This is a genomic window from Bacillus sp. PS237, from assembly GCF_037963345.1.
Lineage (GTDB): Bacteria > Bacillota > Bacilli > Bacillales > Bacillaceae > Bacillus > Bacillus subtilis.
Genome location: NZ_CP150156.1, coordinates 3,521,995 through 3,547,024 on the forward strand (window position 1 = coordinate 3,521,995; position 25,030 = coordinate 3,547,024).

Consider the following 25,030-nt stretch of genomic DNA (forward strand, 5'->3'; position numbering starts at 1 on the left):
AAACACCTCAGCTGGTCTAGATCACTAGTCTGAAAAAGAGTAAAATAAAGGTATTCAAATTCCAGAAAGGCGGATCATCTATGGCAGAGAGTCTTCTTATCAAAGACATTGCGATCGTGACAGAAAATGAAGTAATCAAAAACGGCTATGTCGGAATCAATGACGGAAAAATCAGCACAGTTTCAACAGAACGGCCCAAGGAGCCATATTCAAAAGAGATTCAAGCACCTGCGGATTCCGTTTTGCTTCCCGGCATGATTGACATTCATATCCACGGCGGCTATGGCGCAGATACAATGGATGCTAGCTTTTCCACGCTCGACATCATGTCGTCAAGACTGCCCGAAGAAGGCACGACGAGCTTTTTAGCCACAACGATTACCCAAGAGCATGGGAACATTTCTCAAGCTTTGGTGAACGCAAGAGAGTGGAAAGCGGCTGAAGAGTCCTCTTTATTAGGTGCAGAACTGCTCGGCATTCATTTAGAGGGCCCCTTTGTTTCGCCTAAAAGAGCCGGAGCGCAGCCAAAGGAGTGGATTAGGCCTTCGGATGTTGAGCTTTTCAAAAAGTGGCAGCAGGAGGCGGGCGGACTGATCAAAATTGTTACACTTGCGCCGGAGGAGGATCAGCATTTTGAACTGATCCGCCATTTGAAAGACGAATCGATTATCGCATCCATGGGGCACACGGATGCCGATTCCGCATTGCTGTCGGATGCCGCAAAAGCAGGGGCGAGCCATATGACTCATCTGTACAACGCGATGAGCCCGTTTCATCACCGAGAGCCCGGAGTGATCGGAACGGCGCTGGCCCATGATGGGTTTGTGACAGAGCTTATCGCCGATGGCATTCACTCCCATCCTTTAGCTGCAAAGCTTGCTTTTTTGGCGAAAGGCAGCAGCAAGCTCATTTTAATTACCGATTCCATGAGGGCAAAAGGACTGAAAGACGGCGTATATGAGTTCGGCGGCCAAAGTGTGACGGTAAGAGGACGAACAGCACTTCTTTCAGACGGAACCCTTGCCGGTTCGATCCTCAAAATGAACGAAGGCGCACGGCATATGCGTGAGTTTACAAATTGCTCTTGGACGGATATAGCTAATATAACTTCTGAAAACGCGGCCAAACAGCTGGGCATCTTTGACCGAAAAGGCAGTGTGACTGTGGGAAAAGATGCAGATTTGGTGATTGTCAGCAGTGATTGCGAGGTGATTCTCACCATTTGCCGCGGAAACATTGCATTTATATCCAAGGAGGCTGACCAGATATGAAAGTAATGGAATGTCAAACGTATGAAGAGCTAAGCCAAATAGCAGCCAGAATAACGGCAGATACAATCAAAGAAAAACCTGATGCTGTTCTCGGTTTAGCGACGGGCGGCACACCGGAAGGCACGTATCGCCAGCTGATCCGCCTGCACCAAACTGAGAATCTCTCATTTCAAAACATCACTACAGTTAATTTGGATGAGTACGCCGGACTTTCAAGCGATGACCCGAACAGCTATCACTTCTATATGAACGACCGTTTTTTTCAGCATATCGACAGCAAGCCTAGCCGGCATTTTATTCCGAATGGAAATGCAGACGATTTGGAGGCCGAATGCAGACGGTATGAACAGCTAGTCGATTCCCTCGGCGACACTGACATTCAGCTTCTCGGCATCGGCCGAAACGGACACATCGGCTTTAACGAACCGGGAACGTCTTTCAAGTCGCGAACTCATGTTGTGACATTAAATGAGCAAACCCGCCAAGCGAATGCCAGATATTTTCCCTCCATAGACAGCGTGCCGAAAAAAGCACTGACAATGGGAATTCAAACGATACTCTCAAGCAAGCGCATTCTGCTGCTTATTTCTGGAAAAAGCAAAGCGGAAGCTGTTCGTAAGCTGTTAGAAGGAAACATAAGCGAAGATTTTCCCGCATCTGCTTTGCACCTGCATTCCGATGTTACGGTTTTGATTGATCGTGAAGCCGCGTCATTAAGACCTTGAAAGGAACATGCTGACTTATGAATATCAATAAACAATCGCCTATTCCGATTTACTATCAGATTATGGAGCAATTAAAAACCCAAATTAAGAACGGAGAGCTGCAGCCGGATATGCCTCTTCCTTCTGAGCGCGAATATGCCGAACAATTCGGGATCAGCCGGATGACAGTTCGCCAGGCGCTTTCTAATTTAGTTAATGAAGGCTTGCTCTATCGCCTGAAAGGGCGGGGCACCTTTGTCAGCAAGCCAAAAATGGAACAAGCACTTCAAGGGCTGACAAGCTTTACCGAGGATATGAAAAGCCGCGGGATGACACCGGGCAGCAGGCTCATTGATTATCAGCTTATTGATTCAACTGAGGAGCTCGCGGCTATATTAGGCTGCGGGCACCCCTCCTCTATCCATAAAATCACTCGGGTGCGGCTGGCAAATGATATTCCGATGGCGATTGAGTCCTCACATATTCCGTTTGAGCTTGCGGGTGAATTGAACGAATCGCATTTTCAGTCGTCGATCTATGATCATATTGAAAGGTACAACAGCATACCGATTTCCCGTGCAAAACAGGAGCTTGAGCCAAGCGCTGCCACCACGGAAGAAGCGAATATTCTTGGTATTCAAAAGGGAGCGCCTGTCCTATTAATTAAACGAACAACATATCTGCAGAACGGAACTGCTTTTGAGCATGCAAAATCCGTATACAGAGGCGACCGTTATACATTTGTCCACTATATGGATCGTCTTTCATAAAAAAAGCCTCCAACCCTTTTTAAGGATTGGAGACATGGCGAAAATCAAACTGGTCTGGTGCCGGACGATATGTTTCTTTTTTCGTCTTGAACTTCCAGATCGGTGATTTCGTTTTGCCGTTAAAACTGTCTTCCACTATAATGTACCAATAATAAACAGACTGCGGTTCAAGATGATCCCAGCGGAATTCAGCTGTGTCCCCGCTCTTCACTTGCTCCCGTTTTCCGAGCTCTTCATTGGTATATACGTTACATTCAAAATAATCGGTTTCCACCTTTTTGATTCTTGGCTTCAAATCAAGCGAAAGGGAAAATTCATCCTTGTTGCCATAGGTATCCGTATCATAGTAGTTCTTATCCTTTACATACGGAGAGTACGTCGATACGTGCACCATGTCATTGGCTTGGTCAAATTGAAGCAAACGCAAATACCCTTGGCCGCCTTCTGGCCCGCCCTGATAATCGGCCAGCATTTGATGCACAAGACGATCCGGTTTCCCATCACCATCATCATCCAGCTCATCTGTTTTTCTCATCGCACTATGATAATGCCCGCTCAACACCATCACGACATTCGGGTTCGGCTTTACGATTTCTTTGAATATTTTCTCTCCGATTGGGCTTCTGTTTCCGCTGACCAGCAAATACTCATGAAAAGCTAAAATGGCCATCCGGTCAGGATGCTTCTTCAGCACCTGATTCATCCACGCGATGTCTTCATCCGTAATGCCCCATCCCATGTACAGCATGATATAATCATTGCCGTTGCTAGAAATCAGGTCATAATGTCCGCGGTTATTTTTATAGGAACCGCCATAATGAAATTTTTTATCAAAACGATCGCTGCCAAAATATTTGCCAAACGCCCTGTAGGAGCCGTCCTTATGTCCGACATCGTGATTGCCGGCCAGCACGCCGTAAGGAATTCCGCTCTTATCCAGAACGGACATTGACCGATCAGCGTTTTTCCACTGTCTGATATCGGCGGAATCATCTACAATATCACCCGTGTGGAACACATATTTGATATTGAGCTGCTTTTGATTATCTTTTATCCATTCGGTCTGTTTATCAAAAATATGCGGATAGCTTTCGGCGTAATACTGTGTATCAGACATCCAGACAAATGTGTACATATCCTTCGCAGGAGGAATTTCATCCTGTACAATCACATTCATTTTCGACTCCCGTACAAAATCGGCGGCAATCACAGACGCTTTCAGCGTAAACGGTTTGTCATCCTTCGCGACGAAGCTGTCAACAGGCTGCCATTCGTTTGTCCGATAATTCCAAGCATACATCGTCACCTTTCTCCCCGGCAAAGAACTGCCCTTCCAGACTGATTCTGCCAGATCATTCTCATCAATTGATGGATCAACCGTCACTTCAAAGCGATGATAAGGGAAAAGCTCTTTGTTTTCTGTCGATACTGTTTTTCCATCAGCAGCTGATACCCGCTCCAATTCTTTATTCGTAAATGGGGTCTCCCTTTCCGGCACAAAGCTTTTCGGCGGTTCAGTCAGTGACGCGTGCTTAAATATTTTCACATGATTGCGCGCTGTATATTGAAATCCCCTATAAAAACCAACATCCATGGCATCATTCGTCGGATCTTTCACCCGTACAGAAAGCTTGGCCTTATGCGTGTCGGCTTCGCTGTCTATAACCTCCGGCTGGTCCGGATGCTCTCGTTCGGTTTTAAATATCCTCTCAATCACTGTTTTATTGCCCGCGAGATCCGTTGCTGTCACTTTTAGAGAATGTTTTCCCGGCAAAAGGTCAGAAGATGACGTATGATATGGGAGTGTAATGCTTTCTCCATCTAACGACGCCTCCGCTTCCTCAATTCTGCTCCATTTATCATACATATCCGCCTGCAGGATAAGGTTTCCTTTATACGTTTGCCCCTCGGTGATATTCGGCTCAATGTGAGGTCCTGAATTATCTACCCGTACAACCAGGCTGACATTTTCCTTCCCGTCGCTTGCTTGAATATGGTGAGCGCCTTCAGAAAGCTTTGATGTATCCCACTCCAGCAGCTGTGATGTAAATAGTCCGTCAGGCAGATTGAACTGAAATTGCCAGCTTTTATTCGAGCGCTGATTATCGCCAATAAAGAGTTCCTTCTCAGGAGACACCCTCTGATCTCTGATCACCGTTCCATCCGATAACACCAATCGGGCGTTTTTGACTAAGAAGTCATCACGGTTTTCAGCCGTATCAAACGGAGACACCTTCGAACCTGAACGTATCGTAATACGCTGCAGCTGCTTCCCTTTCCGAAGCAGTGTCTCTGGCAATGGAACAGAATAGGTGCGGTATTTATTTGTTGTATCATCGAACACCTTCAGCACTTTGCCTTCCATCGTTACCGCGTTTTTAAAATAAAGGTTCGTTTTCCTCGTATCGAATGCAAAATATACTTCTTTTTCCATCGCGGGCTCTGTCACTTGTTTTTTCCCGTCAATCCATAGCTTAATGCTGTCAGCTCGCCCTTCTGTCGTGGCTTTGAGAAATTGAGTTCCCGACAGCGTGTCTCTGTTTTCAATATTCATCCGCAGACCGTGCGCCTTGCTTGTTTGTTTAATATCAATCATTTTGACCGGCGTTCTCGCTTCATTGATCCCGTCCCCGGCCGCCACATAATACTCTAGCTGATCCTTCCCGATCAATTCAGGCGAATACACAATATAATGGAAGAGATTATCGTTGCGGTCTTTTTCAGCAAGAATTCGCTTAAACGGTTTGTTCTCATCCGTCCGGTAGTAAAAGGCCACTGTTTTCACTAGGCTTCGGTCCCGTATGTCAGCCCGCAGCTCAATGCTTTCAGCAGGGCGGACAGGCTTGCGGTCAGTCAAATCCTCAATGACCGGCTTTTCTTTATCGAGCTTGATTTTCCGTTTCTGGTCGGGCACCTGTGCCTGTAATACGGTTCCGGGAGACGGATTCTTTTCCCCGATTGAAATGTTCAGAAGTTCTGCTGTTCCGTTCAGTGGATACTTATAAAGCACTGATGACAGCCGGCGCAGCGCATGTTTCCGATAATGCGCAACCGAAATGTCCTTTCCTGTATTCGTTGATATCACAACGGCCCGCGGCCTCGTATTGGCCATACCCTCTGTCTCGTCTATCACCGCAAGATTTTTTCCTTCTTTTAGTTGTGTCTGATAATAACGATTGAAATCCGCTGACGTCAATTCTGGATGCCCGGCAGGCTTCAGCCAGACGACAAACGTTTCGCCGGATGGTATCAAGATCCTTTCATCAGGTCTCCAAATCAGATCGGAGTCAGGCCCTTCTTTTGGGTAGCGGTAACGGATATGGTAGTCTTTAAAATCAATCGTTCTGTCAGTCGTATTAAAAATCTCAATAAATTCATAACCGTCTGCGCGTCCTATATTCTTCGTATCAACCGCCAGCTCTGTGATCAGAAGCTCCGGAATATGGGCAAGGTCAGCCTGGTATCCTTCAAGCTTCAGTTTCTTCGTCTCCGACTCAACCCGCTGCTTCCCATTCGACATCACAATGTAATACTCAAGCTCGCTGTTCCAAATCAAACGTTTCGGAATTTGTGCCAAAAACTTGCGGACCGCTCCGGGGGTCGGGTCCATCGGCACCATTTTGTAGCCCAGCTCATTACTTTGTTTATAAAAAAGAAAGGCGGAAAATGCTTGATACGAATTATCGCGAACTTGAGCCTCAATCATTAGATTGCTTCTCATTTCAGCTTTCACATCAATTTGAGGAGGATTTTCAAGCAAGGGTATGTAATGAGGCGTTTGAAATAGTTCCTGCTGTACAACAGGAAAAGCTTTCGATTCATGATGGCCGCCAGACAAAACGGAAAGAAAAGACAGTAATATAGAAGCAATAACCGTGTATTTCCTCATCAAAGCACCTCCCTTTTCATGTATTTTGCGTCTGAACAGGGAAGCTTATGAGTTCATTTTTGTGCATAAAGAACAAAAAAACGTCTGTCTCTTGAAAATTCCACTATTACCCAGTAAACTAAGGATAGTTAACCAGTTAACAATTAAATCAGAGAGGCAAATTGATGGACAACAGCATTCATGATGAATTATTTCAAGCTATACAACAATTCGCATTAAAAAGGGATAAACGCGTCTGGCAAAAGGTGCAGATACCATCCATTGGCATATCCTCACAACATCACGATCACCTCAAAAAAGACTGGACTTTGACCCAGCTTCACATTGTTTCCTGCATACATACCAGCCAAAATGTGAACAACAGCTTCTTAGCATCCCGTTTACACATCTCAAAAGCCGCTGTTTCAAAAGCGGTTCATGCTTTGTTGAAACACAATATCATTACAGTGACAAAAAAGCCTGGCAACAAAAAAGAAATTTTTTATACGCTAACTGATAGCGGCAGAAAATTGGCGGCATTACATGAACAGCTTCATGAGAAAGCAAAGGAGCAATATAAACAGCTTTTCAATGAATTTTCAATTGATGATTTAAAAACAGTGACTGCGTTTTTCAACTTGTGGATCAAATATATGTAAAAAGAGTCTCACCCGCATGGGAGAGACCTTTGGAATTCTATTATGCCCCGTCAAACGCAACGAGAAGTGAAACAGGTCCGCGTGTATACAGACCGGACTCAGCATAACAAAAATCTTCCTCTAATCTGATATTCCGCATCTTATCCAGCACAATATTAGCTACAATTTCGATTTCGTTTTTGGCAAAAGCTGCTCCTACACAGTTATGAATGCCGGATCCGAAAGCGAGATGCCGGGCGGCGCCGCTAAAAGCGCTCTTGATACCAAGATCTTCCCGATGAATATTAAACACGTCAGGCTGTTCAAATGCTTCAGGGTCCCGGTTAGCCGCACCGATCATACAAAAAACAATCGTATCTTTTTTGATTTCCATACCGCCGACCACTGTATCTTGGGACAGCTGCCGCGGAATCAGCTGAACCGGCGGTTTATAACGCAATGTCTCCGCAATGGCTCTCGGAACTAACGAACGGTCAGCCAAAACATCATTCATCTGCTCAGGATTGTTGAGCAAATGGTAGATCATCAGTGCCAGCGTCTTATCAGCCGGTTCCGTTGCGGCTAACAGCACATTAAGAATCAGTGCGAGTATATCCTTGTCCGACAGCGCCATGCCTTCATATTCAGAAGTACATAGGATCGAAATTAAATCTGATCCCGGATTGACGCGACGTTCTTTAATGACCGGCATCAAGTATTGGGAAAGCTGTTCGCTGCACCATAACGAATGTGCCCGCGCTTCAGGAGATTGAGAGATACTCGTGATAAAATCGGCAACTCCGCTGTGCCACTCAGAGATTTTTTCATGGTCTCTTTTATCCAGCCCGAGCATGTCCATCGTGACGCACACCGCAAACGTCTTTCCAAAATCATTGACGAGATCACTTTTCCCTCTTTCAAGATAAGGCGCTAACAAGTTTTCTGCATTTTGTTTAATCAATGGAGACAGATGATCCAGTGCGTCACCGATAAAGCTTCTCACTACAATTCTTCTTTTGGCAGAGTGTTCTTTTCCATGCATTTGGGCCAGCACAGGGCCTCGCATGACTGGTTCGGCACGCTCAACAAGTGATTTCGTCGTGAAGATATCCGGATGCTGAAGGATATAGCGGACATCATGATAGCGGCTGATAAAATAACTGTCTATCGACTCTTCATAATGAACCGGATCTTCCTCCCGCAGTTGTGAAAAATAAGCATATGGATTGTTTTGAAATTGATCAGAAAGCACACTAAACAATTTAATCGATTGGCTCATGTTTTACTCCCCCTATCATCCTTCAGATGTGATCCGTTTCTCAGAAAGCATCTGCGCCATTTCCTGTACAATGAGATACCCTTGATTCGGCCGCATACAAATAGAAAATTCATGGTTACTGATCTTCTCACCCAGCTTCCACGGACGATGATAAGCAAGGAGTGTCTCTTCCACCTCTAAAATATCCGGAGCTCCGATAAAAAACGGCAGCTCAGCTATGACATATTCCACAGCCAAATTCAGCATATCCTCACTGACTTCTTCCATCATCAAACTGACGCCCCGCGCACGCCCGATTATCGCTTCACGAGACATGTCCAAACAAGCATGTCGAAAATGAGGCTGCTCAAAAAATGCATGTTCAACTTCTTGTCTCAACAGCTGGTAGGCTTTGTTATCTATAAAATCAGAAAATGTATGAATCGCCTTCGGATCCCCGCCATGAGCCACAAGGGCTCTTTCTGCAAATCTCCTGTTTCGTGATACCTCTTTCCTTACTTTTCGTTCAGCCTTTCCTCTCGGAGTTCCAAGCGCTTCTAGAAGATTAGCCGCCTCATGCCCTGCAAGTAAAACTGAAACGCTTTTAAATTGAGCTTTCGCCCATCCAATTAATCTGTAAATATAATCCTCTGAAAACCTGCTGTTAAATGGGCTGATCCCCACCAAAACATGCCTGCGCCGTTCAAATATTTCTCTGCAGTTTTCTGTTAATGCCTCAGCAATAAAATGCACAGACCTTCTTTCCGTTACCATTCCGGTCATCTCATTCACCCCTAAAACTTATCCCGCTTTAAGTCATCACCCTCAAATACAAGATGGAATAGCTAGAACAACTGAACAAGACGAATGGCAGGCATCACTTAAAGTTTCCAAATGTTTTTTAAGATTTTAATAATCATTTTCAATACCCATATCATGATAAATGTTTACTAGTAAACATTAGTCATTTTATCCCTTTTCCTTCCAAACGTCAATATGATCTGTGCCCAAATATTTGAAAATAAATGTAAACATCACATTTTCCACACACTTTTTACACGCATATTCAGCATGACATATCAACAAATAGTCTAAACACCAACAATTGACAACGAAAACAAGAAAAGATAAAATAAAATTGTTCACCAGTAAACGATTTGTTTTATTGTTTCATCGTAAACTATTATTCCTAAGAAAGAAGGTAGCCTATGTCTGATTTGACAAAACAGATGATATACGACATATACGTGAGACTGCTGCACCTTAATGAACAAAAAGCGAACACTTCACTTCAGCAATTTTTTAAGGAGGCCGCAGAAGAGGATGTAGCTGAAATTCCCAAAAATATGACAAGCATTCACGTCATTGACTGCATCGGCCAGCATGAACCCATTAATAATGCCGGAATTGCCAGAAAAATGAACTTATCGAAAGCGAATGTAACGAAAATCAGCACAAAACTGATCAAGGAAGAATTCATTAACAGCTATCAGCTGACAGATAACAAAAAAGAAGTTTATTTTAAATTAACCCGTAAAGGCAGACGGATTTTCGACTTACATGAGAAACTGCATAAAAAAAAGGAGCTGGCTTTTTACCAATTCCTCGATTCATTTTCACAAGAAGAACAAAAGGCTGTATTGAAGTTTCTAGAGCAGTTGACGTCAACACTTGAAGCAGAACAAACCGATGGGACTCCAGACAAACCTGTAAAGTAAACAAAAAGGCGGTGTACACTTTGGCTCATACAAAATCAAAGGCAGTATTGATCTTATACACTGTTTGCTTCAGTGCATTTTTTGCATCTTTAAGCCAGAACATTTATTCACCTATTCTTCCGATCATTAAAGAATCATTCCATGTTTCCACAGCTATGGTGAACCTGTCAGTCTCAGTTTTTATGATTGTGACAGCAATAATGCAAATTATATTAGGAGCGATCATTGATTTTAAAGGCGCTCGGATCGTCTTGATTACCGGTATTCTGGCAACGGCAGCAGCCAGCATCGGCTGTGCGGTGACTACTGACTTTACCTTGTTTCTGATATTCAGAATGATACAGGCAGCCGGTTCCGCAGCACTGCCTCTTATTGCTGCCACAACGATCGGACAGCTGTTTACAGGAAATGAACGCGGGAGTGCAATGGGAACGTATCAAATGCTCCTGTCTGTCGCACCGGCTATTGCTCCAGTTCTAGGAGGATTCATAGGCGGAGCAGCCGGATACGAAGGGATTTTTTGGATACTTGCGGCCATCTCTATCGTTTTGCTGGTGACAAACAGCATCACCTTTCCTAAAGATTCTCCAACTGAATCTATGCAGCAAGCCAAAGGCAATGTGTTCGCTCATTATAAATCAATATTTACAAATCGAACAGGGAACGTCATTTTGACTTTAAGTTTTGTTCTCTTTTTCATTTATTTTGCAGTAATTGTCTACCTCCCAATATTGCTGACAGAGCATTACCATATAGATGTGGGTATAGCAGGACTGTTATATTTGCCGCTGGCGCTGAGCACGATTGCAGGTACGTTTCTGTTTAAAAGAATACAGGCAAAAATCGGGCTGCACACCTTGTTTATCGGAAGCAATGTGATTGCCGCCTGCAGCATCATTTTATTTGCTGTTACACATTCCGTTTCTCTCGTTCTCATGGCTCTGACGCTGGCACTGTTTGGCATCTCGATGGGGGTTATTCCTCCCTTGTACTCTACAATGATTACTAATGAATTTGAGCACAACAGAGGGAGTGCAATCGGAATGTTTAACTTTATCCGATATACAGGCATGGCAGCAGGTCCGATGGTATCTGCCTACTTGCTCACAATGATGCCGTCTGCCATGTCCTTTAGCCTCCTAGGCCTTGGATTTGCCGCATTGAGCTTTTGCCTTCTTCCGCCAATGTTTTCGCCGCAGAAGCGCACGAAACAAAAAAAGCACCACATGTAAAAAAGCTGCCTTTGCGGGCAGCTTTTTTTATTTTTTTCTAAGCGGCTCTAAAATGCCTTTTTGAATCAGCAAATGGAAGACCGACAGGATAACGGATGCCCATATCGCTGTGCCGAAGCCGTCGATTTGAAAGCTGTCACCCATAATGGACGCGGTCATCATAAGCGTGATGGCGTTAATCACAAACAAGAAGAGTCCAAGCGTCACCATGGTGACCGGCAGTGTAAATATAATTAAAAGCGGTTTAATCAGCACGTTTAAGATCGATAAAATGAGGCTGGCGATAATCGCTGCCCCAATGCTGCTGATATGGATGGAGTCAATATATCCATCAATGACGATTAATAACAATGCATTGACTAAAATGCTGACTGCCCATTTTACCATGTCATTTCATATCCCTTTCTGACGGGACGATAAAAATCCAAATGATATAAATGAGCAAAACCGGCAAGACACTTGTCATAATGGCTAAGATGACAGTTATGACTCTGAGGAGTGATGCGTCCCAATTGAAATATTCCGCGAGACCTCCGATAACACCGGCGATTTTCTTATTTTTTTCTGAGCGATAAAGCTTATTCATTCGATCACCTCTGTGAGTACTTTAGTTTGATGGCGCCTGTTAGTGATTCTGAGAAGACGGTGATGTTTTGATCATGTGCCTGATTTGAAGTGAACATCATTTCTTTTTGAATCGTATCATTTTTTTCCTTCAGCATCTCTACATCCATTAATTCATGGGACAGCGTACCAAGATTGCTTTTCAGCTCTGCCTTCACTGCGAGATCGTCCGGAATTGCAAGCTCTACATTTCCAGTCGTTGTTTTTGCATAAATGGAGCGGCAGTCTGATTCTGTTACGTTAATCGCAATATTTCCGTTAAAGCTTTGAACGTCAATGGATTCGCTTTTCCCTCGGAGATCGATCAATCCGTTAATGGTTTCCGCTTCTATCGTACCGCAGCTGTGGCTTGCGAGCTTAATTTGCCCGTTGGCCGTTTCAGCTATGGCTTTTTCGGCTGTTAAATACGAGAACGACAGCACGCCGTTTGTCGTTTTCGCTGAGAACTCTTTTACATGTAAATGTTCCCCTCTGACTGGACCGTTAAACAGCTTCACCCGAATCTTATCATACTCCTTCTGAGGAATATACAAAGTGACATTCGTTTTCATCGTCTTTTTCTCAGTACGGATAAAAAACTTATTACCTTTGATTTCACATTCAATATGCTGAAGAAATGCGTGTCTCGCCGCATCCTGGCTGTCAGCGCGATATACCTTCGCCTGGCATTCCGCTCTGATATCGTCATCTTCCCAAGGGACGATATTTACGCTGCCATTGGCAATTTGCAGCTCAACACTGGAAAAGTCAGTATCTTTAAATTGAAAAATGTGCTGAACATCATACGCATGGCCAAAGTTTAAATCAAGGTCAACTTCCTTGACCTTTTTCACAGCAGAATCAATCCAGTCAAACAGCTTGGCTCCTAAAGACGGTTTGCCGCTTTCTTTTTTTGCCGTTGTAAATGGCTCTTCCTCGTCATGAACGTGAACTGAGAGCGCTGTGATTTTCTCTTCTTTTTCCTTGTAGTCGCTGTCAAGCTTTTCAATCAGTGTCAAAGCTTCTTGTGCTGTAAGCTTTCCTTCCTCAACAAGCTTAAGGATTCGTTCCTTTTCTTGCTTCATTACGATCTCCTCCCCATTGTCTACTTATGCTGCACGCAGGACCTTAATGCCCTGAATCACATTCCAAATGATAATGCCAATGACAACTAAGAAATAAATAACCGCTCCCCCGATGATTACAAATACAGGAAGCAAGCTGTCTCCATCAATCGCAACGGCTCCGCCAAGTAAAGCAATAAAAAGGAACAGCCAGCCGACAAACGGAACAATGTGAGAAATAAGAGAGCGTATCGCATGGCGTTTTGTTTCTTTCTCATTTACAACAAAATATGCGACAATCGGCACAATGATTGGCGCAATGAACACACTGAAATAACAAAGTGATGCAATAATAGCTTGATTACGGTTCAATTCATTCCACACTCCTATTGTGAATTGTCCATGACAAAAGATCAGGGACGTTTTACTTATTTATACGTTTAAAATCTCTTCAGGTTTCAAATTCATTCTTTAGACATGCTCCGATTTACGGAAATTGGATTTTAAAAAGTTTTAGAAGTAGAATCTTCCGGCTATACCGATTACAATATGTAAAAAGCTTACGGCAACCAAGGAGGCTGGACAAGCAATGGAGAAAGATCCCAGTGACTATACAGTAACACAAGAATCAGTGTTAAAGCTGATTCAGGAACAAAAAAGAATGAATCGTGAAATGATCACCGAGCTTGAGCAGATTCACGGACCCTTCCCGATCTCTCACGATATCCAATATATAAAAGTGCTGCTCGACAGCAGCAACACACATATTGTTCAAGATTTAATGAGTGTAAGTAAGCAGCTGTATAAGAAGACTTTGTAATTGCGGAAAACATATCATTCATTATAACTGAAACAAAGCTAAAGGTTAGATGACAATATCTTGCCTTTTTTGTTTTGAAAAAACAAGTGATTCCCTGGCTGTCACAAAATGATTGTAACAAAAAAAGCCTGCCGGCACATCCAGTTAATGGACTCTGTCGGCAAGCTGTAACTATCAGAAAGAGATAGCCGTTCAAAATTAACGTAACAATTGAAGCACGTTTTGCGGCTGTTGGTTTGCTTGAGCAAGCATCGCTTGAGAAGCTTGAGAAGGAATGTTGTTCTTTGTGAACTCGCTCATTTCTTTCGCCATGTCAACGTCACGGATACGGGACTCAGCAGCTGTCAGGTTTTCAGAAGAAGCACCAAGGTTGTTGATTGTGTGCTCTAGACGGTTTTGTACCGCACCAAGTTTAGCACGTTGGTTTGAGACATTGTTGATTGCAGTATCAATACTTTCAAGTTGTGTATCAAAAGGAGTATTAGCAAAATCTGTTACATTAAGTGCGTTTACTCCTAAAGCAGTTGATGACATGCTGTCAATGTTAACTGTAAGCTGCTGGCCAGCATTTGCTCCAATTTGGAAAGTGAAACCATCAGTTTCAGTACCATCTAATAACTTTTTGCCGTTGAATTCAGTACGATTTGAAATGCCATCAACTTCCTCAATAAGCGCATCCATTTCATCTTTAATTGCACCAAGATCTTCTGCTTGTTGTGTACCTGTGTTTCCTGCTTGAACAGTAAGTTCACTTCTAAACCTATTATGCCGTAAAGAAAAAGCTTGCCTGCTAAGCCCAAGGATGGACTTGCCGACAAGCTGTCCCCTCTTAACAGAGGGTTTTAAGATGTAGCTGTTTCTTTTGCTTTCAAGAGCGATTTCATGCGTGTTTTGTCACGTTCGATAACAGGCTTTAAATAACGGCCTGTATACGATTCTTCAACTTCAGTGATTTCCTCAGGCGTTCCAGACGCGACAATGGTTCCGCCTCCGGCTCCGCCTTCCGGGCCCAAATCCACAATGTAATCGGCCGTCTTAATGATATCAAGATTGTGCTCAATAACCAGTACAGTGTCTCCGTTGTCTACCAACCGTTGCAGCACGACAAGAAGCCTGGCGATATCGTCGACATGCAAACCTGTCGTCGGCTCATCTAAAATGTAGAGCGTACGTCCGGTTGAGCGTTTGTGCAGCTCTGACGCGAGCTTCACGCGCTGCGCTTCTCCGCCTGACAAGGTCGTCGCCGGCTGGCCGAGCGTAATATAACCTAAACCAACATCATAAAGGGTTTGGAGCTTGCGTTTGATTTTCGGGATATTTTCAAAGAAAGAAAGAGCATCTTCAACCGTCATATCAAGCACATCAGAGATGCTTTTTCCTTTGTACGTCACTTCAAGCGTTTCACGGTTATAGCGTTTGCCGTGACACACCTCGCATGGAACGTATACGTCAGGAAGGAAGTGCATTTCAATTTTAATAATCCCGTCTCCGCGGCAGGCTTCACATCGTCCGCCCTTCACGTTGAAGCTGAAACGGCCTTTTTTATAGCCGCGGACCTTCGCTTCATTTGTCTGCGCGAATACATCACGAATGTCATCAAATACACCGGTGTATGTCGCAGGGTTGGATCTCGGCGTTCTTCCGATTGGCGCCTGGTCAATGTCAATGACTTTATCTAAATGATCCAAACCTTTAATCTCTTTATGGCTGCCGGGCTTCGCTTTCGCTTTATGAAGCTTTTGCGCCAGCGCCTTATGCAAAATTTCATTAACGAGTGTACTCTTTCCTGAACCGGAAACACCTGTAACTGCTGTAAACGTCCCAAGCGGGAACTTGGCATTCACTTTTTTCAGGTTGTTTTCTGATGCACCTTTAATTTCAATGTAACGTCCGTCCGGCTTTCTTCTTTCAGGAGGCAATGGGATAAACTTTTTCCCTGATAAATAGCTGCCCGTTAATGAATTTGGATCTTCCATCACTTCTTCCGGCGTACCCGCAGATATCACCTGTCCGCCGTGAATGCCGGCTCCCGGTCCAATATCTATTAAATAATCTGCTGCCATCATCGTGTCCTCATCATGTTCGACAACAATCAGCGTGTTCCCGAGGTCTCTCATATTTTTCAGAGCGCTGATCAAGCGGTCGTTATCACGCTGATGCAGACCGATAGACGGCTCATCTAAAATATAAAGCACACCGGATAAACGCGAGCCAATTTGAGTCGCCAGCCTGATGCGCTGCGCCTCTCCTCCGGACAATGTACCCGCTGCCCTGCTCAATGTCAGGTAATCGAGGCCGACTTTGTCCAGAAAGCTTAAGCGCTCCACAATTTCGCGCAAAATCAAATTGGCGATCTGCATATCCTTCTCAGAAAGGGTAAGATCTTTAAAGAAGGCAAGTGCGTCGGCGACAGACAGCTCGGTAATTTTCCCAATGTGGCGGCCGTCAATCAGTACGGCAAGCGCCTCTTTCTTTAACCGATAGCCTTTGCACGTCGGACAAGACTTCTGAGACATATACTGCTCCATTTGCTCACGTATGAAATCGGAGCCTGTCTCCTTATAGCGTCTTTCAATGTTGCGCAATACGCCTTCAAATTGAATTTCACCTTCGCGGATTTGTCCAAAATCATTTTCATATCGGAAATAAATCAGGTCATCCCCGCTGCCGTACAGCACTTTATCCAGTTGATGCTTCGGCAAATCTTTGACCGGCACATCCATATCAATCCCGTAGTGGGTGCAGACTGCCTCAAGCAGCTGAGGATAATATTGTGAGCTGATCGGTGTCCAAGGGGCGACCGCATTCTCCTTCAATGACAAATCTTGATTGGGGATGACAAGATCGGCATCCACTTCAAGCTTCATTCCGAGACCGTCACACGTCGGACACGCCCCGAACGGACTGTTAAACGAAAACAGACGCGGCTCAAGCTCACCAATTGAAAATCCGCAGTGCGGACAGGCATGATGCTCGCTGAACATCAGCTCTTCCTCACCGATGACATCGATCATAACCCGTCCTTCACCTAAACGAAGCGCCGTTTCCAATGAATCTGACAGCCGGGCTGCCACGCCTTCTTTCACGACAATCCGGTCAATGACTACCTCAATGGAATGCTTCTTGTTCTTTTCTAATTCGATATCGTCGGAAAGCTCAGCCATCTCGCCGTCAATTCTGACTCTGACATAGCCTTGTTTCCTAATCTGTTCAAGCACTTTGACATGAGCGCCTTTTCGGCCCGAGACAATCGGCGCCAGCACCTGAAGCTTCGTCCGTTCCGGGTATTCCAGAATTCTGTCCACCATTTGCTCGATGGTCTGGGATGTAATCTCAATTCCGTGTTCCGGACAATGAGGCTTCCCTACTCTCGCATATAAAAGACGCAGATAATCATAAATCTCAGTTACCGTACCGACAGTAGACCTCGGATTGCGGCTCGTTGTTTTCTGATCAATGCTGATGGCGGGAGAGAGCCCCTCAATTGCATCCACATCCGGCTTATCCATTTGCCCTAAAAACTGGCGGGCATAGGCAGACAGCGACTCGACATACCGTCTCTGTCCTTCAGCATATATCGTGTCAAAGGCAAGGGAGGATTTACCTGATCCGGACAAACCCGTGACAACGACAAGCTGATCTCTCGGAATCGTTACATCTATATTTTTCAGGTTATGCGCCCTGGCTCCCTTCACCTCTATCCGATCCATAGCCATTTGTTCATCATCCTTCCGCTTTTAGCTCTAAAAGTAAATCGCGAAGCTCCGCGGCTCTCTCAAAGTCAAGCGCCTTGGCGGCTTCCTTCATTTCATGCTCCATCTGTTCAACGACTTTCTGGCGTTCTTTCTTCGTCATTTTCGACAGCTTCGGCGCGGCTTTTGTTTTGTATTCCGCTTTATCCTCAGCTGCTACTGTGGCACGAATGACATCGCGAATTTCTTTATTTATCGTTTTCGGCGTAATGCCGTGCTCTTCGTTAAACCGCTCCTGCTGCTCGCGGCGGCGTTTTGTTTCATTAATCGCAATTTCCATAGACTTCGTTATTTTATCGGCGTACATAATGACGCGGCCTTCCGCATTTCTCGCTGCCCGTCCGATGGTCTGGATCAGCGACCGCTCCGAACGAAGGAAACCTTCCTTATCCGCATCCAAAATCGCAACAAGGGATACTTCGGGAATGTCCAAACCTTCCCTCAGCAGGTTGATGCCGACAAGCACATCGTACTTGCCAAGGCGCAGGTCGCGGATAATTTCAATCCGTTCAAGCGTCTTGATCTCAGAATGCAGATAGTTTACTTTAATGCCGATTTCCTTTAAATAATCGGTCAGATCCTCTGACATCTTCTTCGTCAAAGTTGTCACAAGCACCCGTTCATTCCGCTCGATTCTTGCTTGAATTTCGCCGATCAAGTCGTCAATCTGACCTTCGATTGGACGGACGTCAATAAGCGGGTCAAGAAGCCCCGTCGGACGAATGATCTGTTCGACCATTTCATCTGTATGTTCAATCTCGTACGGCCCTGGTGTTGCTGATACATACACGATATTGTGCATATGCTTTTCAAATTCCTCAAAACGAAGCGGACGGTTATCAAGCGCTGATGGAAGCCGGAAGCCGTGATCCACGAGCACCTGTTTCCGCGCCTGGTCTCCGTTAAACATGCCGCGCACCTGAGGAATTGTCACATGCGACTCATCCACCACGATCATAAAATCGTCTGGGAAATAATCAAGAAGCGTATACGGCGTTGAACCTGGAGGCCGCAGAGTCAAATGTCTTGAATAGTTCTCGATGCCGGAGCAGAAACCCATTTCACGCATCATTTCAAGATCATATCTTGTCCGCTGCTCTAAACGCTGCGCTTCAAGGAGCTTTCCGTTTTCATGCATGACCTTCAGCTGCTCCTCAAGCTCCTTCTCGATATTTTGAATCGCCTTCTCCATTTTCTCGGCCCGCGTTACGAAGTGGGATGCCGGGAAAATCGCAACATGATCTCGGTCGCCGAGAATTTCTCCTGTCAGCGCATCTACTTCCCGAATCCGTTCGATTTCGTCACCGAAAAATTCAACTCTGACACAATGCTCATCACGGGATGCCGGAAAGATTTCCACTACATCCCCGCGCACACGAAATGTACCGCGCTGAAAGTCGATATCGTTGCGGGCATATTGGATGTCTACAAGTTTTCTGAGCAGCTCGTTGCGCTCAATTTCCATTTCAGTCCGCAGTGACACGACCATTTCCCGGTATTCCTCAGGCGAACCGAGGCCGTATATACAAGACACACTCGCAATAATAATGACATCTCTGCGCTCAAACAAAGCTGATGTGGCGGAGTGTCTCAGTTTATCAATTTCATCATTAATACTAGCGTCTTTCTCTATAAATGTATCCGTTTGAGGCACATACGCCTCCGGCTGATAATAATCATAGTAGCTGACAAAATACTCGACAGCATTGTTCGGAAAAAATTCCTTGAACTCACTGTAAAGCTGTCCAGCAAGGGTTTTGTTATGGGCAATCACGAGAGTCGGCTTATTGACTTCTTTAATCAAATTGGACACCGTAAATGTTTTCCCAGTTCCTGTTGCACCCAGCAGAGTCTGATGCTTCTTGCCCTCCTGAATTCCTTTCACAAGCTTTTCAATGGCTTTCGGCTGATCTCCCTGGGGCTGATATTTCGAGACTAACTCAAAGCGATCTTTCACAAAAATAAGCCTCCGTTTCTTTAACGAAATCTTCCTATAGATATAGTAACACAATGGAAAGCAAAATCACTAAAAATACGAACTAAAGTTCGGTGGTTTTTTATTTCCAGCTGTTTTTGTGTATAAAAAACCTGCTTTTAAAACGTAAAAGCAGGTATTCAGTCTTTATATTCATTATGTCCGATTTATTCTTCTTTTTTCTCTGCAGCTTTTTTGGCCATATACAGTCCGCCAGCCACAAGAGACACAACATCCAATCCTACAATAAAATACGTTTCTGTATAGCCTTTTAAATAAGAGGCAAACAGCAATGCAGCTGTTAAAGCGATCGCCACATAATGATTAAAGGTGACTCTAGTAAATAGAACAACAAGCATAAAAGGGAAAAACAATGCAAAAACGGCTTTTGTAATCAACAAAAACCCTCCTCAGGGATTCTTCATCTGATCTGATTATAGTAAAAAATGAAGAATCGGACAATCGTGCATTCGCTCCCTCTACTTACACCATACCCCTTTTCAGCCAAAATCAATCACCATATTTGCATTTTGGTGCCGGTCAAAACTTATTCCATGGTGCCGCTGTTCTAATCAGCGGCACTTTTTTTATTACATCATCAAGTCCGCCGCCAGATTCCGAGAATAAAAGAAAATAGGCATACAGTACCAGTACGGCCGCATTTTTCAGGATAATATAACCAACTTAACTATTCATTTTATTTAGGACTTTCTGCGTTTGACAGCATTTTCCTGAAAACCTACAATTAAATGATAGTGTTTACTATCATTTTTTAAACACAGGCTCCGCAATAAAAAGACTAGAGAGAAAAACAAAATGAATGAAGAAAAGAGGGGTTTCAAATATGTATTCTGTTTTATTTCGCCAGGCAGAAGAGTCCAGCCAGCTGGCTGGAGCAAAAGGAATGAATTTGATTAAATTGACCAAACACGGTCTTCCTGTTCCGGACGGGTTTATTATTCAAACGAATGCGCTCGCACGTTTTATGGAGGACAACCAGCTTCAAGAGACTAGTGAAAACGTCGAAGGCGGGATCATTTCCGGAACATTTTCGGATGAGCTGAAAGATGAGCTGACTAGTTCCTTTTATAAGCTTAGAGAATCATATCGATCCGTAGCCGTGCGTTCTTCGTCTGCTTCGGAAGATTTAGAAGGCGCCTCATTCGCGGGTCAATATGAAACCTACTTAAATATCAAAACAGAGGAAGAGTTTCTGGCTAAAGTGAAAGAATGCTGGGCCTCATTTTTTTCTGGGCGGGTCAGCAGCTATAAGAAAAAAATGAACAATCAAATCGCAGAGCCGTTAATGGGAATAGTCGTTCAGGGGCTGATCGATTCAGAAATGTCAGGTGTTATCTTCAGCCGCAACCCTGTTACCCATGATGATAGAGAGCTTTTAATCAGCGCCAGCTACGGGTTGGGTGAAGCTGTTGTTTCAGGAAATGTTACCCCAGACACGTTCATTGTTAATAAATCTTCGTTTGAGATTCAGAAAGAAATAGGTGCAAAGGAAATCTACATGGAGTCTGCGGCAGAAGGAATTGCTGAAAAAGAAACGAGTGAAGACATGCGCAGCCGTTTTTGCCTTACAGATGAACAAGTGATTGAATTGGCTGAAATCACAAAAAAAACCGAAGACCTGTACGGATATCCTGTTGATATAGAATTTGGAATTGCTGATCATCAAATATACCTTCTGCAAGCTCGCCCGATTACAACCATTGATCAGGACAAAAAAGCGGCAGAAGAAAAACGCAGCTTCATGATTACCGACACTGATATGAATGATTTCTGGCTTAACATGGAGTCTAATATTGAAGGTCCGGTGAGTCCGTTATTTTCATCCTTCATCGTGCCGGCATTGGAATATGGCTTGAAGAAGAGCATGCAAAAGTTTCCGATTGGTGTAGTTGTTGATGAAGTAAAACTTTATCGCGGACATATTTATTCCAAAAACCAAGGCGGACAGCAGCCTCCTTCTGAAGACTGCGGCAAAGAGCTTTTCCCGATTTTATCGGAGCATATGTATGACATCATCAATCACACATACCTCCCTTTTTACCGGACACTGGACCAGCTCGCACAAACTGAGCATACCGCAGAAAGCGCACTGGAAGCTTTTCAAAAACTAAAGGCCTTTTATCTCACGGCTTATGAAGAGCACTTTAATATCGTTTTCCCGCAAATCCTTTTAACAAACAAACTGCAAGCGATGTATCAGGACATTCAAGGAGAGTCCGAAAACGCTCATTTTTACGAGATGCTGACAGGAAAAATGAACAAATCACTGGAAACGGACCGTTGCTTATGGCTATTTTCTGTGGAAGTTCAGGAGAACCCGAACCTTCTGGCCATTTTTGAAAACAACAAGCCTGAACAGCTCCAGGAGAAATTGGAACAAACAGATGAGGGAAGACACTTCCTGAAGAACGTCCATGAATTCTTGCAAGAATACGGATGGAGATCTGTTAAAAGTCATGATCTGATTGAACAAATCTGGGTGGAAAATCCGTATTTCGCTCTGGCCAATATTCAAAATTATGTCCGTAATGGCTATCATTTTGACAATGAATTTCAGAAAACAAAAGAAAAACGAGAGAAATTATACAATGAATTCTTGGAAAGCATAGAAGATCCCGGTTTACGCACCGAATTTGACCGCTATTATCAATGGACACTGAACTCTGCAAATATAAAAGATGATCACCACTTTTATATTGACGCCATGCTGGATGCCAAGGCGAGAATCTTTCTGCTGAAGATAGGTGAATTGCTGGCGGAAAACGGTGTCATTCAAGATCGGGAGGACCTTTGGTTCTTATATGACGACGAAGTGGAACAAGCGCTTCTTCACCCTGTATCCCTGCAAGAAAAGGCTGAAAAACGCAGACAGATTTTTCATGAGTATGAGCTGGCCCAAGCCCCGGCCTACCTCGGCACCCCGACAAAAGAACAGCTCAAAGCAGCTGAAGAAATTGTCGGCGCTGTGATAGAGGATGAAAAAAACACAGAGAATCATATTTTTGGCATTGCGGCATCAAGCGGCATTGCGACAGGTCCGGTGAAAATCATTCGGGACGCCAATGAATTTTCTCAATTCGCGCCTGGAGACGTACTCGTTTGCAAGATGACCACACCGCTATGGACCAGCCTGTTTCAAGACGCCAAAGCGATTATTACAGACACAGGCGGCATTTTGTCTCACGCTGCGATTATTGCCCGTGAATACGGCATTCCAGCCGTTCTCGGCACACGCACGGCAACCGAAAGACTGCGAGACGGTGACATCATCACTGTTGACGGAAGCAGCGGCAAAATCACAGTTGTCAGCCGGTCCTGATGCGTCCCCCTCTTTCTTATACAAGCGGGGCGGGTGTATACTTGTCCTGCCAGTATATTCGTGAGGTGAAACGTATTGAGACCGACAAACAAGAGAATCCTTGATGCTGCCATGCAGCTGCTCGTCAAAAAAGGATATCGCGCAACGACTACAAAAGAAATTGCAGAAAAAGCAAATGTAAGTGAAGCGACGATTTTCAGGAACTTTAAAAACAAACAAGGACTAGTTGAGGCTTTGCTTTCTCAGCATTCTTCAAACAGAGGCAGCATTTTGGAACAAACAGAAGGGGATTTGTACAAAGACCTGCTTCATATCGGAACCTGTCTCTTGGAGGAGCTCGAACATAGAAAAGATATCATTAAAATCAGCTTTCGTGAACCGGCCATGTTTCAGGATGTCATTAACCACGTCACTGAATATCCCCAATCTATGAAACAGCTATTGGTTGATTATCTCAAAACGATGGGTGAGAAAGGGGTTATTCAGACAGGAAATGAAGCGGAACATGCCGACGTGTTCATGTCGATTATCTTCGGTTATTTCATTCACCGTCTCCACTTAGGAGACCGGGTCATATCAATGCCCCAGGAAAAAATGCTGGAGCATAGCACAGCTCTATTTGTCAAAGGAATTTCTGCTGATTAACTCCTTGGCATAATAAAAAGGAGGATCCCAATGAGCTCAAGAAAAGAATGGGCGCTGATCGTCTCGCTATTATTGGGGGCCATTCTGGTTCCCATTAACTCAACGATGATCGCGGTCGCGCTCTCATCTATTTCCCATACGTATAACGAGTCCATCGCAAGCATCACTTGGGTGGTTACCGTTTATTTAATCGTGATGGCAGTCACACAGCCGATTGCAGGAAAGCTCGGTGACATGTACGGCAATAAAACAATGTACTTATGGGGAGTCGGCCTTTTTCTAATCGCATCTCTAGGCTGCGCCCTTTCACCGAGTCTGCTCCTGTTAATTGTCTTTCGGGCATTGCAGGCTGTCGGCGGGGCATTGCTTACGCCAAACAGCATTGCCATTATCCGGCATGTTGTTTCTGAAAAACGCCTACCGAAAGTGTTTGGATTTTTCGGACTGGGCGCGGGACTTGGTGCAGCACTCGGGCCTTTTATCGGCTCTATACTGATTGACAGCTTCAGCTGGCATTCGATTTTTTGGGTCAACATCCCGTTCCTCGCCATTGCTTTATTTACGGCATTAACGATGTTTCCTCAATATAAAGAAAATAAATCTGACGCGCCGCTGGATATCATCGGCTCTCTCTTGCTTGCAGGCAGCATCGTTTCCATTATCCTGCTGACGAAAAATGAGGCTCCATGGGGATATACTGTATACAGTGTATTGATACTTCTTTTTGTTCCGCTTTTTTTCAGAAGAGAAAAACGTACCCAGCACCCCATCATTGACTTTGCACTGTTTAAAAGCTCAACCTTTACAAATGCGAATCTATCAGTCTTGTTAAGCAATTTGATGATGTATGCCGTCTTATTGATTATGCCGTTATTTATGACGAACCAATTTGGGCTTAATACATCTAACAGCGGGATGGCGCTTTCTGTATTTTCGATCTTCATGTCAGCCAGCAACTGGGTGGGCGCGCAGCTCCATCACAAATGGGGAGCCAAAAAAATCATTTTTCTTTCATTTGCCATGATGGCTGGTGCGAATCTATTATTTTTGCTGTTAAGCAGCTCGCATTCTGTCTTGTTCCTCATGCTCTCTCTTATCCTTGGCGGGCTCGCTTCCGGAGTCGGTCTGACCAGCATGCAGGTTTCATCCCTTGCCACAGTAGACCCCGGTATGTCAGGAGTGGCATCTGGGATTTTCTCGACCTTCCGTTATTTCGGAAGCATCATTTCATCAGCCTTAATTGGCCTGATTTCGGGATATCACACCCTATTTATGATTCTCTTTGCTGTATCCATCATCGGCGTTTTTGTTTCATTGGGCATCAAATCTGATGAAACGGCACGGATAGAAAAAAACTCAGCGTAACACAAAA

Annotated in this window: 20 protein-coding genes and 1 pseudogene; 10 read left to right on the forward strand and 11 right to left on the reverse strand. The window is 44.4% G+C overall.

Annotated elements, in window-relative coordinates:
- The first annotated feature begins 80 nt into the window (after positions 1 to 80).
- The 3 genes from nagA to nagR are packed head-to-tail and all read left to right on the forward strand — an operon-like array spanning position 81 to position 2,745.
- Positions 81 to 1,271 (forward strand): N-acetylglucosamine-6-phosphate deacetylase, encoded by a 1,191-nt coding sequence (nagA, locus tag NST22_RS18305; protein WP_003243413.1) that lies wholly within the window; start codon positions 81 to 83, stop codon positions 1,269 to 1,271.
- A complete protein-coding gene (gene nagB / locus NST22_RS18310) occupies positions 1,268 to 1,996 on the forward strand; it encodes a glucosamine-6-phosphate deaminase (RefSeq protein WP_003228092.1) in 729 nt (242 codons plus the stop codon). The genes nagA and nagB overlap by 4 nt, the downstream gene beginning before the upstream one ends.
- 17 nt (positions 1,997 to 2,013) lie before the next feature.
- Complete coding sequence (nagR, locus tag NST22_RS18315; RefSeq protein ID WP_003228089.1) at positions 2,014 to 2,745, forward strand: N-acetylglucosamine utilization transcriptional regulator NagR; 732 nt, start codon at positions 2,014 to 2,016, stop codon at positions 2,743 to 2,745.
- Between the two features lie 19 nt (positions 2,746 to 2,764).
- Here the strand turns inward: nagR and NST22_RS18320 are convergent, their stop codons facing one another.
- Complete coding sequence (locus NST22_RS18320; protein WP_003228085.1) at positions 2,765 to 6,634, reverse strand: metallophosphoesterase; 3,870 nt, start codon at positions 6,632 to 6,634, stop codon at positions 2,765 to 2,767.
- Positions 6,635 to 6,798: 164 nt separating this feature from the next.
- Here NST22_RS18320 and NST22_RS18325 point away from each other — a divergent pair, with 164 nt between their 5' ends.
- Positions 6,799 to 7,272, forward strand: coding sequence for a MarR family transcriptional regulator (locus tag NST22_RS18325; protein WP_003228083.1), 474 nt, complete (start codon positions 6,799 to 6,801; stop codon positions 7,270 to 7,272).
- A 40-nt stretch (positions 7,273 to 7,312) separates the two neighbouring features.
- Here the strand turns inward: NST22_RS18325 and cypX are convergent, their stop codons facing one another.
- Positions 7,313 to 8,530 (reverse strand): pulcherriminic acid synthase, encoded by a 1,218-nt coding sequence (gene cypX, locus NST22_RS18330; RefSeq protein ID WP_003244436.1) that lies wholly within the window; start codon positions 8,528 to 8,530, stop codon positions 7,313 to 7,315.
- Positions 8,531 to 8,545: 15 nt separating this feature from the next.
- A complete protein-coding gene (gene pchC, locus NST22_RS18335) occupies positions 8,546 to 9,292 on the reverse strand; it encodes a cyclo(L-leucyl-L-leucyl) synthase (RefSeq protein WP_003242712.1) in 747 nt (248 codons plus the stop codon).
- Positions 9,293 to 9,717: 425 nt separating this feature from the next.
- Here pchC and pchR point away from each other — a divergent pair, with 425 nt between their 5' ends.
- Both pchR and NST22_RS18345 read left to right on the forward strand, forming a co-directional pair.
- Complete coding sequence (gene pchR / locus NST22_RS18340) at positions 9,718 to 10,227, forward strand: pulcherriminic acid biosynthesis transcriptional regulator PchR (RefSeq protein ID WP_003228073.1); 510 nt, start codon at positions 9,718 to 9,720, stop codon at positions 10,225 to 10,227.
- Positions 10,228 to 10,247: 20 nt separating this feature from the next.
- Positions 10,248 to 11,459, forward strand: a complete 1,212-nt coding sequence (locus NST22_RS18345; protein WP_003228068.1) for an MFS transporter — start codon at positions 10,248 to 10,250, stop codon at positions 11,457 to 11,459.
- A 27-nt stretch (positions 11,460 to 11,486) separates the two neighbouring features.
- Here NST22_RS18345 and NST22_RS18350 read toward each other — a convergent pair whose 3' ends face one another.
- From NST22_RS18350 to yvlA, 4 genes are read right to left on the reverse strand one after another with little or no spacing between them, the layout of a single operon-like run.
- The gene (locus NST22_RS18350) at positions 11,487 to 11,846 is read right to left on the reverse strand and encodes a phage holin family protein (RefSeq protein WP_003228066.1); all 360 of its coding nucleotides are present in this window, start codon (positions 11,844 to 11,846) and stop codon (positions 11,487 to 11,489) included.
- 1 nt (position 11,847) lies between these two features.
- Positions 11,848 to 12,045: a PspC domain-containing protein gene (locus NST22_RS18355; protein ID WP_003228065.1), complete on the reverse strand. Its 198-nt coding sequence runs from the start codon at positions 12,043 to 12,045 to the stop codon at positions 11,848 to 11,850.
- A 4-nt stretch (positions 12,046 to 12,049) separates the two neighbouring features.
- Positions 12,050 to 13,147, reverse strand: a complete 1,098-nt coding sequence (locus tag NST22_RS18360; protein ID WP_003228061.1) for a DUF4097 family beta strand repeat-containing protein — start codon at positions 13,145 to 13,147, stop codon at positions 12,050 to 12,052.
- A 24-nt stretch (positions 13,148 to 13,171) separates the two neighbouring features.
- Positions 13,172 to 13,498: a protein YvlA gene (gene yvlA / locus NST22_RS18365; protein WP_003244375.1), complete on the reverse strand. Its 327-nt coding sequence runs from the start codon at positions 13,496 to 13,498 to the stop codon at positions 13,172 to 13,174.
- A 217-nt stretch (positions 13,499 to 13,715) separates the two neighbouring features.
- On the opposite strand from yvlA, the gene NST22_RS18370 reads away from it, so the two are divergent.
- Entirely contained in the window at positions 13,716 to 13,946 is a 231-nt protein-coding gene (locus NST22_RS18370; RefSeq protein ID WP_003228059.1) for a hypothetical protein, read from the forward strand.
- A 198-nt stretch (positions 13,947 to 14,144) separates the two neighbouring features.
- Here the strand turns inward: NST22_RS18370 and NST22_RS18375 are convergent.
- The 4 genes and pseudogenes from NST22_RS18375 to NST22_RS18390 all read right to left on the reverse strand — a co-directional run.
- Positions 14,145 to 14,708, reverse strand: a pseudogene (locus NST22_RS18375) (flagellin); the annotation flags it as partial.
- 80 nt (positions 14,709 to 14,788) lie between these two features.
- On the reverse strand, positions 14,789 to 17,662 hold the full coding sequence (gene uvrA, locus NST22_RS18380; protein ID WP_003228057.1) for an excinuclease ABC subunit UvrA: 2,874 nt from the start codon (positions 17,660 to 17,662) through the stop codon (positions 14,789 to 14,791).
- A gap of 7 nt (positions 17,663 to 17,669) precedes the next feature.
- Entirely contained in the window at positions 17,670 to 19,655 is a 1,986-nt protein-coding gene (gene uvrB, locus NST22_RS18385) for an excinuclease ABC subunit UvrB (protein ID WP_003243787.1), read from the reverse strand.
- A gap of 185 nt (positions 19,656 to 19,840) precedes the next feature.
- Positions 19,841 to 20,071: a CsbA family protein gene (locus NST22_RS18390; protein ID WP_003228053.1), complete on the reverse strand. Its 231-nt coding sequence runs from the start codon at positions 20,069 to 20,071 to the stop codon at positions 19,841 to 19,843.
- A 446-nt stretch (positions 20,072 to 20,517) separates the two neighbouring features.
- Here NST22_RS18390 and NST22_RS18395 point away from each other — a divergent pair, with 446 nt between their 5' ends.
- From NST22_RS18395 to NST22_RS18405, 3 genes are all read left to right on the forward strand, one after another.
- On the forward strand, positions 20,518 to 23,013 hold the full coding sequence (locus NST22_RS18395) for a PEP/pyruvate-binding domain-containing protein (RefSeq protein WP_003243243.1): 2,496 nt from the start codon (positions 20,518 to 20,520) through the stop codon (positions 23,011 to 23,013).
- 75 nt (positions 23,014 to 23,088) lie between these two features.
- Positions 23,089 to 23,658, forward strand: a complete 570-nt coding sequence (locus tag NST22_RS18400) for a TetR/AcrR family transcriptional regulator (RefSeq protein ID WP_003244088.1) — start codon at positions 23,089 to 23,091, stop codon at positions 23,656 to 23,658.
- Positions 23,659 to 23,688: 30 nt separating this feature from the next.
- On the forward strand, positions 23,689 to 25,023 hold the full coding sequence (locus NST22_RS18405; protein ID WP_003242625.1) for an MFS transporter: 1,335 nt from the start codon (positions 23,689 to 23,691) through the stop codon (positions 25,021 to 25,023).
- Positions 25,024 to 25,030 lie beyond the last annotated feature (7 nt).